Consider the following 23,012-nt stretch of genomic DNA (forward strand, 5'->3'; position numbering starts at 1 on the left):
TTAATGAAAGCCAAAAGAAAAGCTGTGTCGCATGGCTTGACCGTCATCGTGACCGCCGGGCAAGGTTTCGGAGAGCGCTCTCCCACGTTTCTGCCATGTACACCGAGGAGCCCCATGTCTTCCGTCGGGTCCCCGCCGGCCTTCCGGCGCCCCGCTTCATCCGTCCGACGGGCCACCGTCGGCGCACTCGTCGCCTCGCTCGCCGGCGGCCTGCTCGCCGTCCTGCCCGCCGCGACGGCGCAGGCCGCCCCCACCCTGCTCTCGCAGGGCAAGACGGCCACCGCCTCGTCCACGGAAGGGGCGGCCTTCGCCGCGTCCGCGGCCGTCGACGGCAATCTGACCGGAACCCGCTGGGCCAGCCAGTGGACCGACGCCCAGTGGGTCCAGGTGGACCTCGGCCAGAGCGCCACCCTCAGCCGCGCCCTCCTGACCTGGGAGGGCGCCTACGGCAAGAGCTACGAGATCCAGGCCTCCGAGAACGGCACCGAGTGGCGGACCGTCACGACCGTCACCGGCGGCGACGGCGGCACCGACGACGTCACCCTCTCCGGCACCGGTCGCTACGTCCGGATGAACGGTCTGACCCGGGGAACCGGCTATGGCTACTCCCTCTGGGAGTTCCAGGTGTACGGCTCCACCGACGGCGGCGGTCCGACCCTGCCGGGCGGCGGCGACCTCGGCCCCAACGTGCACGTCATCGACCCGTCCACGCCGAACATCCAGGCGAAGCTGGACCAGGTCTTCCGGGAGCAGGAGTCGGCCCAGTTCGGCGCCGGCCGCCACGCCTTCCTCCTCAAGCCCGGCACGTACAACAACCTGAACGCGCAGATCGGCTTCTACACCCAGATAGCCGGTCTCGGCCTGCGCCCGGGGGACACCACCATCAACGGTGACGTGACCGTCGACGCGGGCTGGTTCAACGGCAACGCCACTCAGAACTTCTGGCGCGGCGCCGAGGGACTGACCCTCAACCCGGTCAACGGCACCAACCGGTGGGCGGTCTCCCAGGCCTCCTCCTTCCGCCGCATGCACGTCAAGGGAGGCCTCAACCTCGCCCCCAACGGCTACGGCTGGGCCAGCGGCGGCTACATCGCCGACTCGAAGATCGACGGCCAGGTCGGCAACTACTCGCAGCAGCAGTGGTACACCCGGGACAGCTCCATCGGCGGCTGGTCCAACAGCGTCTGGAACCAGACCTTCTCGGGTGTCGAGGGCGCTCCGGCCACCTCCTTCCCCGAGCCCCGCTACACCACGCTCGACACGACGCCGATCTCCCGCGAGAAGCCCTACCTCTACCTGGACGGCAACGAGTACAAGGTGTTCGCGCCCGCCAAGCGCGTGAACGCCCGTGGCACCAGCTGGGCGAACGGCACCCCGCAGGGCGAGTCCGTCCCGCTGAGCCGGTTCTACGTGGTCAAGCCCGGCGCCACCGCCGCCACCATCAACCAGGCCCTCGCGCAGGGGCTGCACCTGCTCTTCACCCCGGGCGTCTACCACGTCGACCAGACGATCAACGTGAACCGGGCGAACACCATCGTGCTCGGCCTCGGCCTCGCCACGATCATCCCGGACAACGGCGTCACCGCGATGAAGGTGGCCGACGTCGACGGCGTCCGGCTCGCCGGCTTCCTGATCGACGCGGGCCCGGTCAACTCCCCGACGCTGCTGGAGCTCGGACCGCAGAACTCCGGCGCCGACCACGCCGCCAACCCCACCACCGTGCAGGACGTGTACATCCGCATCGGCGGCGCCGGCGCGGGCAAGGCCACCACCAGCGTGGTCGTGAACAGTGACGACGCCATCATCGACCACACCTGGGTGTGGCGCGCGGACCACGGCGAGGGCTGGGGCTGGGAGACCAACCGCGCCGACTACGGCGTCCGCGTCAACGGCGACGACGTGCTCGCCACCGGCCTGTTCGTCGAGCACTTCAACAAGTACGACGTCGAGTGGTACGGCGAGCGCGGCCGCACGATCTTCTACCAGAACGAGAAGGCGTACGACGCCCCCAACCAGGCCGCCATCCAGAACGGCACGACGAAGGGGTACGCCGCCTACCGCGTCGACGACTCGGTCAACACCCACGAGGCATGGGGCCTGGGCAGCTACTGCAACTACAACGTGGACCCGACCATCGTCCAGGACCATGGCTTCAAGGCACCCGTCAAGCCGAACGTGAAGTTCCACAGCCTCCTGGTGGTGTCCCTCGGCGGCATGGGCCACTACAACCACGTCATCAACGACACCGGGGCGTCCACCATCCCCGCCGGCACCTCGACCGTGCCGTCCACCGTCGTCAACTTCCCCTGACGGCCCCGCCGGGACGCGCCCTCCTGCGCGTCCCGGCCCCTCCCCCCTTCCGGGCGGTGCCCAGTCCCCGCTGCGCCGCCCGGAAGGCGATCCCCTCCCTTCACCACCTCCCCCGTTGTCCGTCCAGGAGCCGCCATGACCGCGATCACCGACCCGACGACACCACGGCGCGCCCGCAGCCGCGCCCGTACCGCAGGCTCACTCCTCTCCCTGGGGGCCCTGCTCGCCACCTCCGTCACCTCCACCGCCCTGCTGACCGCGGCGCCCGCCACCGCCGCCGAGACCCTGCTCTCCCAGGGGAAGACGGCCACCGCCTCCTCCTCCGAGGGCGCCGCCTGGGGCGCGTCCGCCGCCTTCGACGGCGATCTGACCGGCACCCGCTGGGCGAGCCAGTGGAACGACGCCCAGTGGATCCAGGTCGACCTCGGCAGCAGCAAGGACGTCAGCCGCGTCGTCCTGAACTGGGAGGGCGCCTACGGCAAGGCCTACGACATCCAGCTCTCGGACAACGGCAGCGACTGGCGCACCGTCAAGTCCGTGAGCGCCGGCGACGGGGGCACCGACGACCTCGCCGTCACCGGCACCGGCCGCTACGTACGCCTCCAGGGCGTCACCCGGGGCACCGGGTACGGCTACTCGCTCTGGGAGTTCCAGGTGTACGGCGGCGGGTCCGCGCAGCCCGGGCCCGGCGGCGCCGTCCGGGTGAGCGGGACACAGGGCGACTGGCGGCTGACCGTCGGGGGACAGCCGTTCACGGTCAAGGGCGTCACCTGGGGCCCGGCCATGGCCGACGCCCCCCGCTACATGCCGGACGTGAAGTCCATGGGCGTCAACACCGTCCGCACCTGGGGCACGGACGCCGGCACCAAGCCCCTGCTCGACGCGGCCGCGGCCAACGGCGTCAAGGTGATCAACGGCTTCTGGCTCCAGCCGGGCGGCGGCCCGGGCTCCGGCGGCTGCGTCAACTACGTGACGGACACCGCCTACAAGAGCACCATGCTCACCGAGTTCGCCAAGTGGGTCGACACCTACAAGTCCCACCCGGCCACGCTCATGTGGAACGTCGGCAACGAGTCCGTCCTCGGCCTGCAGAACTGCTACGGCGGCGCCGAGCTGGAGGCCCAGCGCAACGCGTACACGACCTTCGTCAACGACGTCGCCAAGAAGATCCACACCATCGACCCCGACCACCCCGTGACCTCCACCGACGCGTGGACGGGTGCCTGGCCGTACTACAAGCGGAACGCGCCCGACCTGGACCTGTACTCGATGAACGCGTACGGCGACATCTGCGGGGTCCGGCAGGACTGGGTGGAGGGCGGCTACACCAAGCCCTACATCATCACCGAGACCGGTCCCGCCGGAGAGTGGGAGACCCCCAAGGACGCCAACGGCGTCCCCGAGGAGCCCACCGACGTCCAGAAGGCCGACGGCTACACCCAGGCCTGGAACTGCGTCACCGGCCACCAGGGCGTCGCCCTCGGCGCGACCGCCTTCCACTACGGCATCGAGCACGACTTCGGCGGCGTCTGGTTCAACCTGCTCCCGGACGGCCTGAAGCGCCTCTCGTACTACTCCCTCAAGAAGGCGTACACCGGCTCCCTCGCGGGCGACAACACCCCGCCGGTCATCAGCGGCATGACGGTCACCCCCTCCGGATCCGCCCCGGCCGGCGGCGAGTTCACGGTCCGCGCCGACGTCCGCGACCCCGACGGCGACCCCGTCACCACCAAGATCCTCCTCAGCGGCAACTACGCCAACGGCGACAAGCGTCTCGTCGACGCGCAGTACCGCTCCCTGGGCAACGGCACCTTCGCCGTCACCGCGCCCGAGAAGCTCGGCGTGTGGAAGGTCTACATCCAGGCCGAGGACGGTCGCGGCAACGTCGGCATCGAGACCAAGTCCGTCAAGGTCGTCGCCCCGCCCGTCACCGGCACCAACATCGCCCTGAACAGGCCCACCACCGCCTCCTCCGCCCAGGCCTCCTACGGCGACTGCCCCTGCCCCGCCTCCAACGCCACCGACGGCAACACCTCCACCCGCTGGGCCAGCGACTGGAGCGACCCGCAGTGGATCCAGGTCGACCTCGGCTCGGCCAAGCCCGTCCGCACCCTGCAGCTCGTCTGGGACCCGGCCTACGCCAAGTCCTACGACGTGCAGGTCTCCGACGACGGGAACACCTGGCGGACGATCCACACCACCACCACGGGCAACGGAGACATCGACACCGTCACGACGTCCACCACCGCCCGGTACGTCAAGCTCCAGCTCACCGCGCGCGGCACCGGATGGGGCTACTCCCTCCACGAGTTCGGCGTCTACAGCTGACGACGCCCGACTCCATGAACGGGGGTGGCGGTCCCGCAGCAGGACTCCGCCACCCCTGCACCACCGCAAGGGAATCCACCACACCAGTCGCGTGGCGTCCCCGCGTTCACGCGAACCCACCCCCATGGGCAGGAGATCCCCATGAGATCGAGTCCGAAGCGACTCCCCGCACTCCTCCTCGGCACAGCCCTCGTCGCCGGTGTCCTCGGCATCGGCACCATCGCCTCCGCCGCGGGCACGGACAACGCTGGCCCGCCCGTCGTCGCCACGGCGGGCGCCCACGCCGGACACGTCATGGCCGTGTCCACCCAGGCCTCGGGCGACGACGCCGACGGAGACGGCTACATCCCGGCCGTACCCCAGGTCACGGATGTGACACCGTCCACAGCCACCCCGCCCCCGGCCTACCATCACGAGTTCCAGGCCGGCTGCGCCGTCACCCACACCGCGCCGGACGACCCGATCGTCTACCCGGGTCAGTTCGGCAAGTCCCACGACCACACGTTCATGGGCAACACCTCCACCAACGCCGCCAGCACCACCGGCTCGCTCTACGGAGGCAACACCACCTGCAAGGCGCCCGCGGACGCCTCCGCGTACTGGATGCCCTCGCTGTACAAGGGTGACCAGAAGATCCTGCCCGTCGGCCCGCAGGTCATCTACTACAAGGCGGGCGTCACCGACTACCGGAGCGTGCGGCCCTTCCCCAAGGGTCTGCGGTTCGTCGTCGGCAACCCGATGCAGAGCGCCGAGGAGTTCCGGGCCCACAAGGGCTTCGTCGAGGGCTGGGAATGCGGTGACAGCTTCTTCAACACCGACATCCCGGCGAGCTGTCCGAGCCGGCCCGACGTCCAGCTCAACCTGCGTATGCAGGCCCCCAGTTGCTGGAACGGGCTGTACCTCGACACTCCCGACCACAAGAGCCACATGGCCTACCCGGTGGTCAAGCCCGGCACCAACGACAACATGTGCCCGGCCTCCCACCCGGTCGCCCTGCCGATGATCGAGTTCAAGATGGCATGGCCGGTCAACGGCGACATGTCCCAGGTCCGCCTGGCCAGCGGCCGCGGCTACTCCTTCCACTACGACTTCTTCAACGCGTGGGAGGAGCGCACCCTCAAGGCCCTGGTCGACCACTGCATCGTCGGCGGCCTGCAGTGCGACACCCGGGGCTTCGACCTGTACCGCCCCGAACGCGGGACCGTGCTGAACGCGGACCACCGTCTGCCCTGACCACTCACCCCCGCACGGCCCGGACGCCCGCGACGGCGTCCGGGCCGTCCTCACGCTCGCCCGACCTCCCTCCCCTCACCCCAGGAGCATCCCGTGACCTCCACCGCCCCGTCCGTCACTTCCCAGCACGACGAGCTCATCGATCTCCTGCCCCCGCACTTCCGATTCGGCGCCGCCACCTCCGCCTTCCAGATCGAGGGCGCCGCCGACGAGGACGGCCGGGCACCGTCCATCTGGGACACCTTCTGCCGTGTCCCCGGCGCCGTGGACAACGGCGACACCGGGGACACGGCGTGCGACCACTACCACCGCATGCCCGAGGACGTCGCCCTGCTCGCCTCGCTCGGCCTCGACACGTACCGCTTCTCCGTCTCCTGGCCCCGGGTCCAGCCCGGCGGCCGCGGCCCGGCCAACCCCGCCGGCCTCGGCTTCTACGACCGGCTGGTCGACGAGCTCCTCGAGTACGGGATCACCCCCTGGCTGACCCTGTACCACTGGGACCTGCCCCAGGAGCTCCAGGACGCCGGCGGCTGGCCGGCCCGGGACACCGCGTACCGCTTCGCCGACTACGCGGAACTCGTCCACGAGCGCCTCGGCGACCGCGTCACCCACTGGACCACACTCAACGAGCCCTTCTGCTCGGCCGTCCTCGGCCACGTCGAAGGGATCCACGCACCGGGCGGCCGCTCCCTCGCCGACGGCGTCCGGGCCGTCCACCACCTGCACCTGGCCCACGGCCTCGCGGTCCAGCGCCTGCGGGCCGCCGCCCGCCGCCCCCTCGACCTGGCCGTCACCCACCTCCTCGGCACCAGCCGGCCCGCCACCGACAGCCCCGCCGACCGCGAGGCCGCCCGCCGGGCCGACGCGCTCGGCTTCCGCTTCTACCTCGACCCGATCCTGCGCGGCCGGTACCCGCAGGACCTGATCGACGACCTCGCCGCGCACGGCATCGAGATCCCCGTCCAGGACGGTGACCTGCCGGTCATCGCCGCCCCCATCGACACGCTCGGCGTCAACTACTACCGCTCCATGCGTACCTCCGGAGCCGACGTGCACGGCGCCACCACCGACGCCCGGGGCCTGCCCGTCACCCGCAACCTCCCGCACGGCGGCCTCCCGGTCACCGGCCTCGGCTGGGAGGTCATGCCCCACGACCTCACCGAACTGCTCCTGCGGATCTCCCGCGACTACCCCGGCACCCCGATGGTCGTCACCGAGAACGGCGCCGCGTACGAGGACCACCCCGACGCCCACGGCTTCGTCGACGACACCGACCGCACCGCCTACCTCGCCGCCCACCTGGCCGCGGTCGCCCGGGCGCGCACCGGGGGAGCCGACGTCCGCGGCTACTTCGCCTGGTCGCTCCTGGACAACTTCGAATGGGCCTACGGCTACGACAAGCGCTTCGGCCTCGTCCGCGTCGACTACCCCACCCAGACCCGCACGCCCAAGCGCAGCGCCCTGTGGCTCCGCGACACGGCCCGGCGGATCCGCCGCGCGGAATGACACGGCCACGGCACGTGCGACGGCCCCGGGCGAGGAGAACTCGCCCGGGGCCTTCACCGCGTCCCGTACGGAAGGCCGGCCCGAGGTCAGCCCACCAAGTGGTTCTCCCGTGCGGGGTACTCCGAAGGGATCGCGGGCTGCCGGTTCAGCTTCTCGCCCTCGACGTCGATGTTCGGGAGGAGCCGGTCGAGCCACTTCGGGAGCCACCAGGCCGACGTGCCGAGCAGGGCGAAGAGCGCGGGCACGATGGCCATGCGGACGACGAAGGCGTCGAAGAGGACGGCGGCCGCGAGACCGAAGCCGATCATCTTGACGAAGTCGTTGTCCTCCACGACGAAGCCGGAGAAGACACTCGTCATGATGATCGCCGCCGCGCCGACGACGCGTCCGCCGTACCGGAACCCGGTCGCGACCGCCTCGCCGGGACGGGCGCCGTGCACGTACGCCTCGCGTATCCGGGACACCAGGAAGACCTCGTAGTCCATGGCGAGCCCGAAGACCACGCCGATCATGAAGATCGGCAGGGTGCTCATGACCGGGCCCGGCTGGTCCACGCCGAAGAGGTCGGCGAGCCAGCCCCACTGGAAGACGGCCACGACGGCCCCGAGCGCCGCCGACACCGACAGGAGGAAGCCGAGTGCCGCCTTGAGGGGCACGAGCAGCGAGCGGAAGACCAGCATGAGCAGGAGGAAGGCGAGGCCGACGACCAGGGCCAGATAGGGGAGCAGTGCGTCGTCGAGCGTGCGGGAGAAGTCGATGAGCATCGCGGTCTGCCCGGCGACCAGGATCTCCGAGGCGCCCGACGAGGACTCCAGCCCCTCCGTCATTCCGCGCAGCGAGCGCACCAGGTCCTCGGTGCGGCCGTCGGTGGGGCCGGTGGCGGGGACGACGGTGACGAGGGCGGTGTCGCCCGAGGGGTTGACGGTGGCGGGGGACACGGCGTCGACACCGCGGACGCCTTCCAGGGCCGTACGGACCCGCGCCGCCGCGGTCCTCGCGTCCTCGGCCTCGACGGTGACCGTCAGCGGCCCGTTGAATCCGGGACCGAACGCGTCCGACAACATGTCGTACGCCTTGCGCTGGGTGGTGTGCGGGGCCATCGAACCCTCGCCCGGCAGGCCCAGTTCGAGGCTCGCGGCGGGTACGGCGACGGCGCCGAGGCTCACGACACCGAGGAGCAGCACGGCGACGGGGTGCCGCAGCACGAGCCCGGCCCAGCGGGCGCCGAGGTTGGGCCTGCGGCGGGCCGCGCGCTTGGCGGCCGCCCGCTGCTGACGCTTCGACAGCGGTTTGCCGGTGTACTGCTTGCGGTCCCTGCGGGCCAGGACCCGCACGGGGGCGAAGCCGAGGAGGGCGGGTACGAGGGTGATCGCGACGAGTACGGCGATGGCGACCGTGCCGGCCGCGGTGAGGCCCATCTTGGTGAGCATCGGGACGTCGACCACGGCGAGCCCCGCCAGGGCGATGATCACGGTCAGGCCCGCGAAGACGACCGCCGAGCCGGCGGTACCCACGGCGCGGGACGCGGCCTCCGCGCGCTCGCGGCCCTCGGTGATCTCCGAGCGGTAGCGGGAGACGATGAACAGCGCGTAGTCGATGCCGACGGCGAGGCCGATCATCGTCGCGAGCATCGACGTCGTGGACGACAGGCCGAAGGTGGCGGCGAGCGCGGTGATGCCGCTGACCCCGATGCCGACGCCGATCACGGCCGTCAGAAGGGGCATTCCGGCGGCGACGAGGGAGCCGAAGGTGAGGAGCAGGACGACGGCGGAGACGAGGATGCCGAGCTTCTCGCCCGTGCCGCTCATGGCCTGCTCGATTTTGACGGCGTCGCCGCCCGCCTCGACGGCGAGGCCCGCGTCCCTGGCCTCTTCCATGGCGTCGTCGAGACCGTCGTGCGCCGCGTCGGTCAGCGCGGTGGCCCCCGCCTCGTAGGTGACGTACGCGTATGCGGTCGTCCCGTCGGCGCTCACCGCCTTGGCCTCGAACGGACCGGCCACGCGCGCCACTTGCGGAGTGGCGGAGAGGTCCTTGACGAGCTGCTCGACCTGCGCCCTGCGGGTGGGGGAGGTGAGCTTCTCGGTGCCCGGGGCACGGATGACGACGCGGGCCGCGGCGCCGTCCGCGCGGGCGTCGGGGAACTTCTCCTGGAGGAGGTCGAACGCCTTCTGCGACTCCGTGCCGGGCATCGAGAAGGTGTCGGCGGGCGGGGCGGCGGCGGTGGAGGCCGCGACACCCGCGCCGACGAGGGCGAGGAGCCACAGGAGGACGACCAGACCCCGCCTTCGGAAGGCGAAGCGGCCCAGTCTGGAGAGGAAGGTGGCCACGGTGGAGGAATCCTGTCGGTGAGGTGGTCCGGTGAGGTGGTCCGGTGACGGGCGGTCTCGTGGTGGCCGCCGCCGAGGGCATGCCGAAGGCGCCGTCGGCGGCGGACCGGGTTCTCGCGGGAGGGGGTGCGGCAGGCAGAGGGCGGGCCGCCGGGGTTACGAGGCGGGGGAGGAGCCGTGCCGCGTGAGCGTGATGACGGAGGCCGGGCAGACGCCGGCGGCGACGCGGACCGCCGCGTGCCGCTCCTGGGGCGGCCGGGCGTCCAGCAGGACGACCAGGCCCTCCTCCCCGTCCTGGTCGAAGACCTGAGGAGCGGTCAGGGCGCACATCCCGGCGCCGAGGCAGCGGTCGCGGTCGACACGGACGTCCACGGGATCAGACCTCGTCCCAGGTGACCGGCAGCCGGTGCACACCGTAGATGCTCATGTCCGTCCGCAGCGGCACCTCGTCGGCCGGCACGTCGAGCCGCAGCGAGGGGAACCGACGCAGCAGCGCCGGCAGGGCCACCGTCAGCTCGACGCGCGCCAGTTGCTGACCCAGGCACTGGTGGATGCCGTGCCCGAAGCCCAGGTGTCCCGTGGCCTTGCGGTGCAGGTCGAGGACGTCGGGATCGGGGAACCGCTCCGGGTCCCGGTTGGCGGCCTCCATGGACAGGGTGACGCTCTCGCCCGCCCTGACGATGTGGCCGTCCAGCTCGACGTCGACCAGCGCGGACTTCACGCTCGTGTGGGCGACGGTCAGATAGCGCATGAGCTCCTCGACGGCCTGCGGGGCGAGCCGGGTCCGCCCGCAGGGCGTCGGCCTGGGCCGGCTCGGAGAGCAGCGCGAAGGTCCCGTGGGCGATCATGTTGGCCGTGGTGTCGAGCCCCGCCGCCAGCAGGAAGCCCCCGATGCCGACCAGTTCCTCGTCCGTGAGGTCGGAGTCCCTGGCCAGGTCGCCGAGCAGGTCGTCGGCGGGCTCGGCGCGCTTGGCCGCGACGAGCTCGGCCATGTACTCCTGGAGCCCGACGAAGGCGCCGTACCGGTCCTCGGGCGTCACGTCCATGGACATGATCGTGTGGGCGTGTCCCTGGAACCGCTCTCGGTCGGCGTACGGAACGCCCAGCAGCTCGCAGATCATCAGCGCGGGGAGGGGACGGGCGAAGGCCTCGACCAGGTCGACGCCCGGTCCGCCGCGCTCCATCGCGTCCAGGTGCGCCGCGGTGATCTCCGCGACCCGGTCGGAGAGCTCCCGCATCCGGCGGACGGTGAACTTGCCGGTCAGGATGCGCCGGAAGCGGGTGTGCTCGGGGGCGTCCATCCCGGTCATGTCGCCGACCGGGGCGGGCGGCAGCGGGCCCTCGGGCCCCCCGGGGAGCGGGTAGTGCATCAGCTCGTAGCGCGAGCTGAAACGGCTGTCGCCCATGATCGCGCGGACCGTGGAGTAACCGGTGGCCAGCCAGCCGACGTGCCCGTCGGGGTACGTCATGCGGGCGAGCGGCCTCTCCTCGCGCAGCTCCGCCAGGCCGGCGGGCGGGTCGAAGGGACAGCCGGCGGCGCGTCCGGTGGGGAGCGTGACCGGGGCCGCGGCCTCCGCGGGCTCGCCGGGCGCTAAGTTCTGCGCGGTCTCGGGGCGGGTCGAGGGGTCGTGCTGCATGGTGTCCTCCTGGGTGAGTGACGTGGGTGAGTGACGTGCGGTGGCGGGGAGTCAGAGCGTGGCCGTGCGGCCGAAGGCCGAGCGTGCCCACAGGTAGCCGACGAGCGTGAGGCCGACGCACCAGGCGAGGGCGAGATAGCCGCTGTTGCCGATCCCGGTGCCCATGAGCAGGCCGCGCAGGGTCTCGATGACGGGGGTGAAGGGCTGGTACTCGGCGAACCAGCGCAGCCCGGTCGGCATGGAGTCCGTCGGCACGATGGCGCTGCCGAGGAAGGGCAGGAAGGTCAGCGGCAGAGGCGCGTTGCTCGCCGACTCGGGGGTCTTGGCCACCAGGCCCATGCCGGCCGACAGCCAGGTCAGCGCCAGCGTGAGGAGGCCGAGGAGGCCGATCGCGGCGACCCACTCGACGGCGGAGGCATCGGGCCGGAAGCCGATGGCGAGCGCGATGCCGATCACCAGGGCGATGGCGATCATGGTCTGGATGACGCTGCCGACGACGTGCCCGGTGAGGAACGCGGCCCGCGAGATCGACATCGTACGGAACCGGTTGACGATGCCCTCGGTCATGTCGACGCAGACACCGACCGCCGTCGCCACCGCCCCGGCCGTCGCCGCCATCAGGATGATGCCGGGAGCGACGTAGTCGATGTAGGCGCCGCCGCCGGTGGGCGCGCCGGAGATCCCGCTGCCGAGGGCGCCGCCGAAGGCGTAGTTGAACAGCAGCAGCATCATCACCGGCATGATGACGGTGGACAGGGTCATCGAGGGGTAGCGCATGGCGTGCTTGAGATTGCGCCGCAGCATCGTCATCGAGTCGGCGGCGGCGTACGAGAGGGAGCTCATCGGGTCATCTCCGTAGCGGTGGCGGGGGTGCCGTGGCCGGTGAGGGTCAGGAACACGTCGTCGAGGTCCGGCGTGTGCACGGTCAGCGACTCGGCTCGGACGTCCGCGGCGTCGAGGACGTCGAGCACCGCGCGCAGGGTGGAGATCCCGCCGTCGCTGGGGACGCGCAGCGTGAGCTCCTCCGGGTCGCGGGCCGCCGCGCCGAAGTGGCGGGCCGCGGAGTCGAGTTCGCCGGGCGTCGCGAACCGGAGGCGGATGTGGCCGCCGGGAACGATGCGCTTGAGCTCCTCGGAGGTGCCCTCGGCGACGAGCCGGCCCTGGTCGAGGACGGCGATGCGGTCGGCGAGCTGGTCGGCCTCCTCCAGGTACTGCGTGGTGAGGAAGATCGTCACGCCTTCGTCGACGACCAGCTCGCGGATGATCTCCCACATGGTGCGGCGGCTGCGGGGGTCGAGGCCGGTGGTCGGTTCGTCGAGGAAGATGATCCGCGGGTCGCCGACCAGCGTCATCGCGAGGTCGAGCTTGCGGCGCATGCCGCCGGACAGGGTGCTGACGGGCTTGCGGGCGGCCTCGGTGAGGTCGAACCGCCGCAGCAGCTCGGCGGCGCGCCGTCGCCCCTCGGGCCGGGGCAGGTGCCGGAGGTCGGCCATGAGGAGCAGGTTCTCCTCGGCGGTGAGGAGGTTGTCGACGGCGGCGAACTGGCCGGTCACCCCGATGGCGGCCCGGACGCGCTCGGGCCGTCGGGCGAGGTCGTGGCCGGCGACCTGGGCCCGGCCGTCGTCCGGGGCGATCAGTGTGGAGAGGATCTGGACGGTGGTGGTCTTGCCGGCGCCGTTGGGGCCGAGCAGGGCGAAGACCGTGCCTTCGGGGATGGTCAGGTCGATGCCGTCGAGGACGACCTTGTCGCCGTAGGACTTGCGGAGCCCGAGGGCGGAGATCGCCGGGGCGGAGGCCGGGGCGGTGACGGGTGTCGCGGTCATGACGTGCGTCTCCCTGTAATGGTGTGATGTGACATGGCACATGTGAAATGGCTCGCCTGGTTGCGGGTCGCCGCCGCGAGGGTGGCGACAGCGGCCCGGGGAGTCAGGCGCGGAGAGCAGGACGGGGTGGGATCAGGCCTGGGGGGCAGGGTCGGGCGGGATCAGGCCTGGGGCGTGTGCGTGCGGCTGACGTGTCAGGCGCGGCGGATCACGATGTCGCCGACTCCGGTGCGGGCGTGGATCTCGACGGTCTCCGCGGACGTGTCGGGGCCTTCGGCGGCGCCGAGCGAGTTGCGCACGGTTCCGACCCGGGTGTTGACGTCCAGCCACGCCGCGGTGGACTCCCGTACGCCGATCTCCACGTCGTGTGCGGCGGCCTGGAGCTGGATCACGCCCCGGACCACCTCGTCGATGCGGATGGCGCCGTTGGCGGACCGGGCGTCCACGGAGGCGTGGGCGAGGCCGACCGTGATGCGGCCGTTGGAGGAGGTGGCCTTGAGGTCGCCGGTGATCTCGTCGATCATGATCTCGCCGTTGCCGTTCTTGACGACGGCGGTCCCCACGATCTCGCCGATCTCGATCCGGCCCTGCCCGTGGATCTCGGCCTGGCCGGTCGCGCGGTTGACACGGATGTCGCCGTGGCCGGTCCGCAGGTGGGTGGCGCCGGCCTCGTCGAGCCGGATGTCGCCGAGGGAGGCCTTCACCCGGCACTCGCCGAGCGGGCCCTCGCTGATGAAGTCCCCGATGGAGGCGGTGCCGTTGAGGCGCGAGCCCGCGGGGAGTTCGACGGTGATGTCGATCGAGCCGTGCTTGCCGAACGGCGAGCGCTTGCGGGGCCCCTTCACGGTCAGGGTGCCGTTGGCGTACGTGACCTTGGTCTGCTGCGCGACGCGCACGTCGACGTCCTCGGCGCCGTTGCTCGGCAGCACCTCGACGACCGTGTCCGCACGCGGGCTCGTCGCGAGGCGTACGTTTCCGACCTCGAAGTCCAGGATCGCGGTGATGGGCTCGGGCGTTTCGAAAGAAGGCATGGCTGTCCCGTCCTCTTGGCTCTGGTGGGTGTTCGCGCAGGTGGTGCGGGTCTGGGTGGGGGTGGAGTCCGGCTAGCGGACCCAGCCCCGGTAGCTCTGGCCCGTCCGGCCGGACCGCGGGGCGGGCTGGGCCGGTCCCGCAGGTCCCGCCGGTTCGAGGGCGATGGCGACCGCCCGTACGAGCCAGGCGTTGACCGACAGGCCTTCCTGGCCGGCGGCGTCCTCGACCCGGGCCTTGAGGTGCGCCGGGAGGCGGAAGTTGATGCGGGCGGTGCCCCCCTCGTCGCCGTCCCCGACGAGTGGCGCCACCGGTGCTGTACGTGGCGCCATCGGAGCTGCCATGGCGGCCGCGTCGTTCGGCGCCTCGGTCGCGAGCGGGGACGTCACCACGAACTCGGGGTCCGTCCCCCGCAGTCGTACGTCGACCGAGCCCGGCGCCAGCTCGCGGGTGATCTCCTCGGAGGCCGCGGACAGGGCGTTGAGGAGCGTCAGGCGAGCGGCCGATTCCAGGGGGGCGGTCAGCCGCTCGGCCAGGGCGCGCGCCTCGTCGCCGCCGGCGTTGGCGGCGACCGCGAGCTCGCTGCGGAGGTGGTCGACGTAGGGAGTCAGGTCCATGAGGAGATAGTGGCACCACTGTGGCGCCATTGCAAGTCCTTGTGGCGCCATGTGGCGTCGTTGTGTGCCAGATGGCGCCACACGGTGCCACGTGGTGCGCCATGCGGTGTGCCGCGCGGTGCGGCCTACTCGGCCTGCTGTCGACGCACCATCTCGGTGATCCAGACAGGTGCGAACGGCGACGTGCACCCCGGGGGAGTCGGGTAGTCCTTCAGCACCTGCAAGCGCTCACCGATGCCGATCGCACGCTCGCGGAGCTCGGGGTGGTCGATCCCGATCTGGGCCAGGCAGTGGTTCATCGCCCACTGGAGCCGGTCCGGGGCGTCCTTCATCTCCGCCTCGACGACGTCGAGCAGCCCCGCGAGGTCGAGGCCCTCGGGCTTCTTCGCGACGCGCTCGGTGGTCAGCGCCCAGCCGGCGCTCGCGACCACGGGATCCGCGTCGGCGGTCCAGGCCAGGCGCAGCTCCTCGGCGTGCGGGCTCTTCTTCACCACGTAGTTCACGAGCCAGTCGTGCACCTTCGGGGTGCGCGCCTCGCGCAGCATGGCGTCCAGCTCGTCCCGGCTGAACGCCTTCGGGCGGCAGATCAGGATCGCCAGCAGTCGCGCGGCCGAGTCCTCCGTCCGCCACAGCCGGTACGAGAGCTCCTGCTGGGTCTTCAGCCGCTTCGCCAGCGCGCGCAGCTTGCCGAGGTTCACACCGTGATCGTCACCGTGCCGCTCGTTCACCGCGCGCGCCTTCGGGTCCTCCAGTCCGGCCAGCTCGGCCAGCACCTCGGCCACGGTCGCGTCGGTCACCGTCGCCTCGGCCGCCTTCGTCCCGCCCACCTCGGACCTCCTGTCCCGCTGTCGCACTCGTCAGGTGTTCAGCCTATGACGGAGCCCGGCGTCGCGACCTTCCTGCGGGCGGGGCGGCAGGAACGGGCCGATGGAGCCGCTCGCCGGTCGGCGAGCGGCCCCCTCGTGCCGGGGTCCGGCCGTGGAATCAGAACTTCACGCAGACGGTCCGGGAGGAGTCGTTGACGACCCAGAACATGGCCGCTCGGGTCTGCGGACCGTAGACACCGTCCACGGGGATCCTCATGAACTCCTGCCTCGCCGGACCGGCATGGAGCGCCGTGGACCTCACCCTGCTCGCCGGCCTCGCGACCGTGGTCGTACTCCGCCACTACCGGGCCTCGATGCCCGTGACCCTCGTGGGCGCGGTGGCCGTGACCGCACTCCTCCGCCTCTGGTTCTCCTGCCACGGGCCACGAACATGCCGCACGGCATGGTGAAGTGGTCGCAACCGACCAGAAGGACTCCCTCATGCAGTTCGTAGAGAGGTACCGGGGCGCCGAGCCGCCCCGTACGCGCGGCGAGGTGGGGGCGTGACCGGCACCGGGCGGCTTCGGGCCGTCGTGCTCGACATCGAGGGGACCACGGGCTCCCTCGACCATGTGCAGGACGTCCTCTTCCCGTACGCCCGGGCGCGGTTCGCCTCCTGGCTCGCCGCGCACCGCGGCACCGCGCAGTGGCGGCGGATCCTCGACGCGGTCGCCGACGAGGCCGGGTCCGTGCAGGACGAGGCCGGCGCACTCGCGCTGCTGGAGCGGTGGGCCGACGCCGACGTGAAGACGCCACCCCTGAAGACACTCCAAGGGCTGATCTGGTCCAGTGGCTACGCGGACGGGCAGCTGCAGGGACACGTGTACGCGGACGTGCCGCCCGCCCTGGAGCGCTGGAAGGCGCGGGGCGTGGGCCGCTTCGTCTACTCGTCGGGCTCCGTCGCCGCCCAGCGCGACTGGTTCGGCCACACCGAGTACGGCGACCTGCGCCCCCTGCTCGACGGCTACTTCGACTTGACCACGGCCGGGCCCAAGACGTCCCCCGAGTCCTACGACACGATCGCGAGGCAGCTCGGCCACGCCCCGGCCGCCCTGCTGTTCGTCAGCGACCTCGGCGCCGAACTGGACGCCGCTGCCACGGCAGGCTGGCGGACCGCCGCCGTACGCCGCAGCGACGACGACCGCGCCCCCGTCCCCGGACACCCGGCCGTCGACTCCCTCGCCCCGCTCCTGTGAGGGAGCCCCTCCGTCGAACTCACGCGGGGCCGGCCACGGCCTCCGGCGTCGCCTGGCGGAACTCGTGGACCACCTGGATCTCGCCGACGATGTGCGCGTTGAAGTCGTCCAGCTCCTCGGCCGGGACCCAGAGCTCGAGAATCGTCCGGCCGCCGGCCTGCTGGACGGGATACCGGCGCAGGAACTCCGAGTCGACCTCGAACCGGGTGACGAAGCCCGCGCCGTCGTGCTTCACGTTCCAGTCCCGGGCGATCCTGATCGCGTAGTCCTCGTCGAGGACCGGATAGAAGATCGGCTGCTCGGGGAGGCGCGGCGGCCACGCGCGCCAGCCGAGGTCGCGGACGAGGTCCAGCTCCACGGGACCGGTGGGGCGCCACAGGGTCGTCGTGGCCTGGCGGCTGGTCATGGTGTCGCTCTCTCTCGACCTGGGCGGCCGATGGGACGGCCGCTGGGAACCCCGGACGATAGCCGCGCCGCGAGCCCGGCGGCCACCCGGTTTCCGCGCTCGGCAGGTCACTTGGACACGCGCGCCGGCCCGGCGGGGGAGTTCCGCCGGGCCGCCGCCGTGGTGGGTGACGTCAGCAGGCGTCGACCCAGAGGTGGGAGCCGATCCGGTCGTTGACGGGCTCGCCCTGGCCCTCGCCCGGGCCGAAGAACCTCAGGCCGTTCGCGCCGAGGTCGGGAATGGAGTGGCCCTGGTGGAGGCAGACCCACGAGCCGGTCCAGGAGACGCCGCGGAAGAGCTTGGCGTCCTCGCCACGTCCGGGGTAGCCGTTGTTCCAGATGTCCGAGACCTTGTCCCGGCAGCCGGCCCAGTTGCCGTTGGGCCCGCTCCACTTGCAGTGGGCTCCACCCGCGTGGGGGTGCTCCCAGGCGTAGAGGAAGCCGTCCGGGGCGGGAACCGCCGCCGGTGCGACGACCGCCTCGGCCTCGGGGACGGCGCCGCGGGCGTCGGCCACCGGGGCGGTCAGCAGGGTGAGGGCTCCGACGGTGAGAGCGGTCGCGAGAGCGCGCTTGATACGCATGGTGTGTCTCCTTCTGAGGGGGGATGGTGGCCGTACCGCCGTTCGCGGCACGGCCGTCGGGGCCGCCGGGTGGCACGTGGCACGCGGCGGAGTCTTGGGTGCAGGGGGTCAGGCCTGCTCGTCGGCGCCGAGGATCCGATGGGCGCGGGGCAGCGCCGCCGACCTCAACCGGTCCCGGGTCTCGACGTCCGCGCGGTACTCGCCGGCCAGCAGCCTGCCGTGGTGCGCGTCGAGGTCCCGGGCCGTGCGGGCCAGCTCCGCATCCCGGCCGCAACGCACCTCCGCCAGGGCGAGGGCGACCTCGCGTTCCCTGCCCAGGGGGCGTTCGGGGGAGAGCGCGGCGGCCCGGGCGTCGGCCGGCGCCGCGAACGCGTGTCCGGCGCGCCGCATGCACTCCCGCCACGCACCGAGCCGTTCCCGGTAGCCGGGGTCGGCCACGACACGGCTCCGGCGGATCCGGACCAGCGCCTCGACGCGGGCCGAGGCCCGGAACCAGGCGCCGAGGTCTCCGTAGAGGCCGCGCCAGGACTCCGCGACGCAGCCCGTGTCGCTGCGCTGAAGGCTTCCGCCGCCCGGGAGGGTGACGGTCAGGCCTTTGGGCGAGGTGCCGTTGGCGGCGGCGAGCGCCGCGGCCTTCCGGTCCGCCGGCAGCGCGGCGAAGTAGGCGCGGTTCGGATCGCTCGCGGTGCGGGCGTCCCGCTGTCGGCGCAGATCGGAGCCGTAGCCGTGGCGTCGGGCCCGGTCCTCGTCGTCGAGGACGTACACGAAGTCCGTGGCCCCGGAGTCGTCGTCGAGCGGGAACACCTCGTACGTGAATCCGTGCCGACGCATGCAGTCGCGCAGCAGCCGTTGCTCGGCGTCGTGGAGCAGCCGGTCGTCCGCGGTGACCGCTCCGGCGGATGCGGGAGGTGGGCGTTCACCCGTGGGCGGTTGACCGAGGCCGGCCAGCAGGGTCGCGGCGAGGGCGATCGTGGCGCTGGTGACCGCCACGGCGGTGGCGAGGGGGGAGCTGTGGACAGGGCTGTGCCGGGGCATGGGGGATCTCCTGCGGTGGTCGAGGACGAGCGGGGGTGACGACGAGACCGGGGACCTGAGAGCCATGGAGGCGAGCGTCAGGGGGAAAGGGGGAAGAGGTGGTGGTCTCGTCGGGGGATGTCAGGTGATGTCAGGCGATCTCGGAGGACATCGGAGGCGTCGGGAGGCGTCGCTCCGGCCGTGTGGCTCCGGCGTACGGCGCGGGTTCGCACCAGAGCGGGACGCCCGGTCCGGGTGCCGCTGTCGAGCGGCGTCCCGGTCGGACAACCGAAGTCTGCGACGGGCCGGAAGCGGCCCGCAAGCGTGTCCCGGCCGCTTCGGTGAAGTCGGGATCCCCACCCTTCTGACCTGCGGGGACTCTCTTGTCCCGGGACAGGAACGACCCCGGGACACGGGTCGGGACCGGCGCAACGCGACGGGCGCCGTGTCGTTCTCGTGGTGTGCCCCGCGCGCCGAGGCGCGGGCGGAACGAACCCGCCGGAACCGACGTCGTCCGCGACGCCGGGCCGGCCGGAACCGAGGGAGCGCATCCGTGGACCACCGCAACGAGCACGGGGACGGACGTCCCCGCCGCGCGGACGTGAGACGCCGCCGAGCAGACCCGTCGATCGGCCGGGGACAGGGCCGGGGCCGGGTCGCCCGGGAACGGGCCGCCTCCCGCCGGGGGTTCGTCGCGACCCTGGCGCTGGGCGGGGCCGCCTGCCTCGCCGCGCTCGCCGGCGGCGGCGCCGTCGCACCCGTGACGGCGCCGCCCCGCGTGGAGGTCCTCGCCCCCGGAGCCGCACCTCCCGTACTCGCCCCGGCCGCGGCCCAGGTGCCCACGCAGCGGGCCGCGCCGCCCGCGCCCGTCCTCGACCAGGACTTCGCCGACCCGGACGTCGTGCGGGTCGGCCGGGTCTACCACGCCTACGCCACCAACGCCCACGGCAGGAACATCCAGCACGCCACCTCCACCGACCTGGTCCACTGGACGGCCGACGGGACCGACGTGCTGCCCGAGGTCGGCGCGTGGGTCACGCTCGATCCTCCGGGCCACGTCTGGGCGCCGGAAGTCTTCGACAACGGCGACGGGTTCACGCTCCACTACACGGCCCGCGACCGGGCCGGCGGGCGCCAGTGCATCGGCGTCGCGCTCGCGGACTCGCCCGACGGCCCGTTCCGGCCGGTCGGCGACGGCCCGCTGGTCTGCCCGACCGAACAGGGCGGCGCGATCGACGCGTCGAGCTACACCGAGAACGGCGCCCGCCACCTCCTCTGGAAGAGCGACGGGAACTGCTGCCAACGGGACACGTGGCTCCACCTCCAGCCCGTCTCGTGGGACGGCACCCGCGTCACCGGCGAACCGGTCCGGCTCGTCAGGCAGGACGACCCCCACAGCTGGGAGCAGGGCCTCGTCGAAGCGCCCACGCTCGTCAAGCGGGACGGCCGGTACGTCCTCCTCTTCTCGGGAGGCGACTACCGCACCGACGCGTACGCGGCGGGCTGGGCGACCTCCGACACCCTCACCGGGCCGTACGTGAAGGGGAACGGGCCGTTCATGACCACGGCGTCCTTCGCCGGCGCGATCGGCGGACCGGGCGGTCAGGACGTCGTGACCGGCCCCCGTGGCCAGGACCGCATCCTCTTCCACGGCCGCGGCGCCGACGGTTCACGACGGGTGCTGTACGCCGCCGACCTGGGCTTCGCCGACGGTCGTCCGATCGTGCGCGGCAGCCGGACGGTGTACGAGGCGGAGCTCGCCCGGGTGCACCTGGCGTCAGTCCGCGAGGCGCGGAAGGCCTCGGCCGACCGGGCCGTCGGCCACATCGACGAACCCGACAGCTTCGTGGAGTTCCGCGTCTTCGCCGCCTCCGCGGGACGCCACACGATGACCGTGCGCTACGGAAACGGCTCGCTGGACGCGGGCGCACCGGCCACCGCGTCGCACGGCCTGACGGTCAACGGCAGTGGCGCGGTCGTCGTCGACTACCCGTACACCGGGTGGGACGAGTGGCGGTCGCGCGAGGTCCCGGTCGACCTGCGAGCGGGGTGGAACACCCTCCGCCTCACGAAGGGCGAGCGCTACACGGAACTGGACGCCGTGGAGGTGGCGTAACCCCCGACCAGGGCCTGTCACCGGGTGCGCGTCAGGCCCACTTCTGACGCGTCGTCCCGTCGCACGGCGACACCCGCAGACCGCCCGCGCTGTCGGCCAGGCAGCGCCGGGCGGTCGTGCTCCTGATCTCGACGGCCACGTCGTCGCGCGCGCTGACGGTCCACCGCTGCGACGCGGACGAGCCGCAGGGAGCCGTCGACAGGCCGCCGGGGAGGTGGTCCAGGCACTCGCCCGTCGCGTGGTTCCTGAGCTGGGCGCTGCCGTCGGGCGTGGTGCGGACGGTCCAGCGCTGGTACGACATGCCGTTGCACGCGAAGGACCGGGTGCCCTGGTCGAGACTGTCGTCGAGACAGGCGCCCGTCGCGCGGCTCACGAAGATCCTGGGGCCGCTCGACGCGGCGGACGCGCCCTGCACACCGTGCGCGCCGGCCGAGGCCGTCGGAGCGTCGCCGCCCGAGGATGCCGGGGCCTGCGGCTGGACGAGTACGGTGCTCACGGCTCCGAGCACCAGGCCGATCACGGCCCCGGCGAGGGCCCAGACCGTACGGCTGCCCCGCCGCCCCGGCTTGCCGGCGACGGCCTCGCCCGCGGCCGTCCCGCCCGGGACCGGCTTGCTCTCGACCGGTTCACTCTCGGCCGGTGCGTCCTGGCCCGGTTCACTCCGGACCGGTTCGCCCGCGGCCCGCTCGTCCCCGCCCGGTTCCCCTTGGGCCGGCTCACCGCTCTTGCCCCGCTGCCGCCGGGCCGGCTTGCGCTGGCTCCGGTCGGCGGCCTGCCACAGGTGGCGGTACTCGGAGGGGTCGCCGCCGAGCGCCTCGCACAGATCGCGCACCGTCGCCCACGGGGGGACCGTGATGCCGAGGAAGTACCGGGACAGCGACGAGTCGCTGATGCTCACGCTCGTCTCAAGGTCCCGCAGCGTGTGCCCGGAGCGTCTCTGGAGGTCGCGCAGCGCCCTGCCCAGCACGCGCGCCGGTTCCTGGTCGTCAGCCCGGTCGGCAGCCATGGTGGCGCCCTTCGCAGGAGGGGCAAATGGTGTTCCAGCAGGTCAGAACCCTAGGGCGCGGCAGATCTTGGTGGCAAACAGGAACACTCTCCCGGAGGACCCCGAGCCTCCCGGTTGACGTGCGCGTGGTTCAGACGTCCGCCGGGCCGCAGCACTCCTCGGGGACGGTCTCCCGGTCCTCGTCCGTATGGAGGAGGGGGCCTTGCGGCGGTTCGTGGACCATGCCGGCCGGTGCCGGTTCGAGGTGGCGGTGGACGCGCCGTAAAAGGGAGCCCAGTTGGGCGCGTTCCGCCGGGCTGAGCGGGGCGAGGACCTCGTCGTCCGTCGACGCGATGTCCGCGCTGAGTTCGGCGAGCGCGGTCCTGCCCTCGTCCGTCAGCCCGACGACGACACGGCGCCGGTCGACGGTGTCGCGGACGCAGTCCACGTGTCCGGCCCTGTCCAGGTCGTTGACGATCTTCACGAGGTCGCTGGCGTTCATGTCGAGCCGGGTGGCCAGGGCCGTCTTCATCTGCGGGCCGAGGTCGTGGAGCAGCGCCATCACGGTGAGGTGCCACAGGCGGAGTCCGCGCGCGGTCAGCCGGTCGGTCAGGCGTCGGCGCGCGGCCTTGCCGATCGCCGTCAGGAGGTACGCGTGGAGGTCGAGGACGCTCGGTGGCGTCATGCGCGTCACGGGCGTGGGCGTGGGCGTGGGCGTGGGCGTGGGCGCAGAGGAAGGCGCGGTCGCGGCGGGCGGAGGACCGGCGGCCGGTACGGTCGCGCTGTCGCCCGGGAGCATGCTGAGGGTCAGGCCGGAACCGGCGAGTGCCGCGAGGACCCGTGCCCAGTCGGTCGGTACGTTCGAGATGCCGACGAACGCGAACCGCTCGCCTTCCGGGTCGTGTGCCGTCCCCGAGACGACCGGCTGCTCCATCGAGTAATCCCTAGGTTAGGTAAACCTAATATTCGACCACTGGCGTACCCCGGGACCGTCCGGGGC

19 protein-coding genes and 1 pseudogene are annotated in these 23,012 nt (G+C 72.2%); 7 read left to right on the forward strand and 13 right to left on the reverse strand.

From position 1 onward, the window contains the following. Positions 1 to 114: 114 nt before the first annotated feature. From SGA01_RS03650 to SGA01_RS03665, 4 genes are all read left to right on the forward strand, one after another. Positions 115 to 2,310: a discoidin domain-containing protein gene (locus SGA01_RS03650; RefSeq protein WP_141293213.1), complete on the forward strand. Its 2,196-nt coding sequence runs from the start codon at positions 115 to 117 to the stop codon at positions 2,308 to 2,310. A 135-nt stretch (positions 2,311 to 2,445) separates the two neighbouring features. Beyond that, positions 2,446 to 4,638 carry a discoidin domain-containing protein gene (locus SGA01_RS03655; RefSeq protein ID WP_141293215.1) on the forward strand — a complete coding sequence of 731 codons (2,193 nt, stop codon included), beginning with the start codon at positions 2,446 to 2,448 and terminating at the stop codon, positions 4,636 to 4,638. Positions 4,639 to 4,779: 141 nt separating this feature from the next. Further along, entirely contained in the window at positions 4,780 to 5,871 is a 1,092-nt protein-coding gene (locus SGA01_RS03660; RefSeq protein ID WP_141293217.1) for a DUF1996 domain-containing protein, read from the forward strand. A gap of 93 nt (positions 5,872 to 5,964) precedes the next feature. Next, positions 5,965 to 7,377 (forward strand): GH1 family beta-glucosidase, encoded by a 1,413-nt coding sequence (locus tag SGA01_RS03665; RefSeq protein WP_141293219.1) that lies wholly within the window; start codon positions 5,965 to 5,967, stop codon positions 7,375 to 7,377. 86 nt (positions 7,378 to 7,463) lie between these two features. On the opposite strand, the gene SGA01_RS03670 is transcribed toward SGA01_RS03665, so the two are convergent. From SGA01_RS03670 to SGA01_RS03705, 8 genes and pseudogenes are all read right to left on the reverse strand, one after another. Further along, positions 7,464 to 9,704: an MMPL family transporter gene (locus tag SGA01_RS03670; protein ID WP_141293221.1), complete on the reverse strand. Its 2,241-nt coding sequence runs from the start codon at positions 9,702 to 9,704 to the stop codon at positions 7,464 to 7,466. 156 nt (positions 9,705 to 9,860) lie between these two features. After that, positions 9,861 to 10,076, reverse strand: coding sequence for a ferredoxin (locus tag SGA01_RS03675; RefSeq protein WP_141293223.1), 216 nt, complete (start codon positions 10,074 to 10,076; stop codon positions 9,861 to 9,863). A 4-nt stretch (positions 10,077 to 10,080) separates the two neighbouring features. Beyond that, positions 10,081 to 11,341: pseudogene (locus SGA01_RS03680) on the reverse strand (cytochrome P450). A 51-nt stretch (positions 11,342 to 11,392) separates the two neighbouring features. After that, a complete protein-coding gene (locus SGA01_RS03685) occupies positions 11,393 to 12,184 on the reverse strand; it encodes an ABC transporter permease (RefSeq protein WP_141293225.1) in 792 nt (263 codons plus the stop codon). Then, positions 12,181 to 13,164, reverse strand: a complete 984-nt coding sequence (locus SGA01_RS03690; protein WP_141293227.1) for an ATP-binding cassette domain-containing protein — start codon at positions 13,162 to 13,164, stop codon at positions 12,181 to 12,183. Before SGA01_RS03690 ends, SGA01_RS03685 begins: the two co-directional genes overlap by 4 nt. Before the next feature lie 194 nt (positions 13,165 to 13,358). Further along, a complete protein-coding gene (locus SGA01_RS03695; RefSeq protein ID WP_141293229.1) occupies positions 13,359 to 14,195 on the reverse strand; it encodes a DUF4097 family beta strand repeat-containing protein in 837 nt (278 codons plus the stop codon). A gap of 72 nt (positions 14,196 to 14,267) precedes the next feature. Beyond that, complete coding sequence (locus SGA01_RS03700) at positions 14,268 to 14,810, reverse strand: hypothetical protein (protein ID WP_055644966.1); 543 nt, start codon at positions 14,808 to 14,810, stop codon at positions 14,268 to 14,270. Positions 14,811 to 14,935: 125 nt separating this feature from the next. Next, entirely contained in the window at positions 14,936 to 15,637 is a 702-nt protein-coding gene (locus SGA01_RS03705) for a DNA alkylation repair protein (protein WP_371865982.1), read from the reverse strand. A gap of 254 nt (positions 15,638 to 15,891) precedes the next feature. Between SGA01_RS03705 and SGA01_RS03715 the strand changes: the two genes are divergently transcribed. Further along, the gene (locus tag SGA01_RS03715) at positions 15,892 to 16,086 is read left to right on the forward strand and encodes a hypothetical protein (RefSeq protein ID WP_141293233.1); all 195 of its coding nucleotides are present in this window, start codon (positions 15,892 to 15,894) and stop codon (positions 16,084 to 16,086) included. 93 nt (positions 16,087 to 16,179) lie between these two features. Next, positions 16,180 to 16,872 (forward strand): acireductone synthase, encoded by a 693-nt coding sequence (gene mtnC / locus SGA01_RS03720; protein WP_141293235.1) that lies wholly within the window; start codon positions 16,180 to 16,182, stop codon positions 16,870 to 16,872. A gap of 19 nt (positions 16,873 to 16,891) precedes the next feature. Here the strand turns inward: mtnC and SGA01_RS03725 are convergent, their stop codons facing one another. From SGA01_RS03725 to SGA01_RS03735, 3 genes are all read right to left on the reverse strand, one after another. After that, entirely contained in the window at positions 16,892 to 17,278 is a 387-nt protein-coding gene (locus SGA01_RS03725) for a hypothetical protein (RefSeq protein WP_141293237.1), read from the reverse strand. Between the two features lie 172 nt (positions 17,279 to 17,450). Further along, entirely contained in the window at positions 17,451 to 17,897 is a 447-nt protein-coding gene (locus SGA01_RS03730; protein ID WP_141293239.1) for a peptidase inhibitor family I36 protein, read from the reverse strand. 108 nt (positions 17,898 to 18,005) lie between these two features. Continuing rightward, positions 18,006 to 18,998, reverse strand: coding sequence for a hypothetical protein (locus SGA01_RS03735; RefSeq protein ID WP_141293241.1), 993 nt, complete (start codon positions 18,996 to 18,998; stop codon positions 18,006 to 18,008). Between the two features lie 466 nt (positions 18,999 to 19,464). On the opposite strand from SGA01_RS03735, the gene SGA01_RS03740 reads away from it, so the two are divergent. Beyond that, complete coding sequence (locus SGA01_RS03740; RefSeq protein ID WP_229917929.1) at positions 19,465 to 21,027, forward strand: family 43 glycosylhydrolase; 1,563 nt, start codon at positions 19,465 to 19,467, stop codon at positions 21,025 to 21,027. A gap of 31 nt (positions 21,028 to 21,058) precedes the next feature. Here SGA01_RS03740 and SGA01_RS03745 read toward each other — a convergent pair whose 3' ends face one another. Beyond that, positions 21,059 to 22,033, reverse strand: coding sequence for a helix-turn-helix domain-containing protein (locus SGA01_RS03745; protein ID WP_141293243.1), 975 nt, complete (start codon positions 22,031 to 22,033; stop codon positions 21,059 to 21,061). A 130-nt stretch (positions 22,034 to 22,163) separates the two neighbouring features. Continuing rightward, complete coding sequence (locus SGA01_RS03750) at positions 22,164 to 22,946, reverse strand: MarR family winged helix-turn-helix transcriptional regulator (RefSeq protein WP_174867199.1); 783 nt, start codon at positions 22,944 to 22,946, stop codon at positions 22,164 to 22,166. Positions 22,947 to 23,012: the final 66 nt, after the last annotated feature.

The organism is Streptomyces gardneri (assembly GCF_006539185.1).
GTDB lineage: Bacteria > Actinomycetota > Actinomycetes > Streptomycetales > Streptomycetaceae > Streptomyces > Streptomyces gardneri.

Excerpts from the sequence above, each read along its gene's own strand:
- SGA01_RS03650 (WP_141293213.1), top strand. The coding sequence starts at position 115 with ATGTCTTCCGTCGGGTCCCCGCCGGCCTTCCGGCGCCCCGCTTCATCC.
- SGA01_RS03655 (WP_141293215.1), top strand. The coding sequence starts at position 2,446 with ATGACCGCGATCACCGACCCGACGACACCACGGCGCGCCCGCAGCCGC.
- SGA01_RS03660 (WP_141293217.1), top strand. The coding sequence starts at position 4,780 with ATGAGATCGAGTCCGAAGCGACTCCCCGCACTCCTCCTCGGCACAGCC.
- SGA01_RS03685 (WP_141293225.1), bottom strand. The coding sequence starts at position 12,184 with ATGAGCTCCCTCTCGTACGCCGCCGCCGACTCGATGACGATGCTGCGG.
- SGA01_RS03690 (WP_141293227.1), bottom strand. The coding sequence starts at position 13,164 with ATGACCGCGACACCCGTCACCGCCCCGGCCTCCGCCCCGGCGATCTCC.
- SGA01_RS03695 (WP_141293229.1), bottom strand. The coding sequence starts at position 14,195 with ATGCCTTCTTTCGAAACGCCCGAGCCCATCACCGCGATCCTGGACTTC.
- SGA01_RS03700 (WP_055644966.1), bottom strand. The coding sequence starts at position 14,810 with ATGGACCTGACTCCCTACGTCGACCACCTCCGCAGCGAGCTCGCGGTC.
- SGA01_RS03715 (WP_141293233.1), top strand. The coding sequence starts at position 15,892 with ATGAACTCCTGCCTCGCCGGACCGGCATGGAGCGCCGTGGACCTCACC.
- SGA01_RS03725 (WP_141293237.1), bottom strand. The coding sequence starts at position 17,278 with ATGACCAGCCGCCAGGCCACGACGACCCTGTGGCGCCCCACCGGTCCC.
- SGA01_RS03730 (WP_141293239.1), bottom strand. The coding sequence starts at position 17,897 with ATGCGTATCAAGCGCGCTCTCGCGACCGCTCTCACCGTCGGAGCCCTC.
- SGA01_RS03735 (WP_141293241.1), bottom strand. The coding sequence starts at position 18,998 with ATGGCTCTCAGGTCCCCGGTCTCGTCGTCACCCCCGCTCGTCCTCGAC.
- SGA01_RS03745 (WP_141293243.1), bottom strand. The coding sequence starts at position 22,033 with ATGGCTGCCGACCGGGCTGACGACCAGGAACCGGCGCGCGTGCTGGGC.
- SGA01_RS03750 (WP_174867199.1), bottom strand. The coding sequence starts at position 22,946 with ATGGAGCAGCCGGTCGTCTCGGGGACGGCACACGACCCGGAAGGCGAG.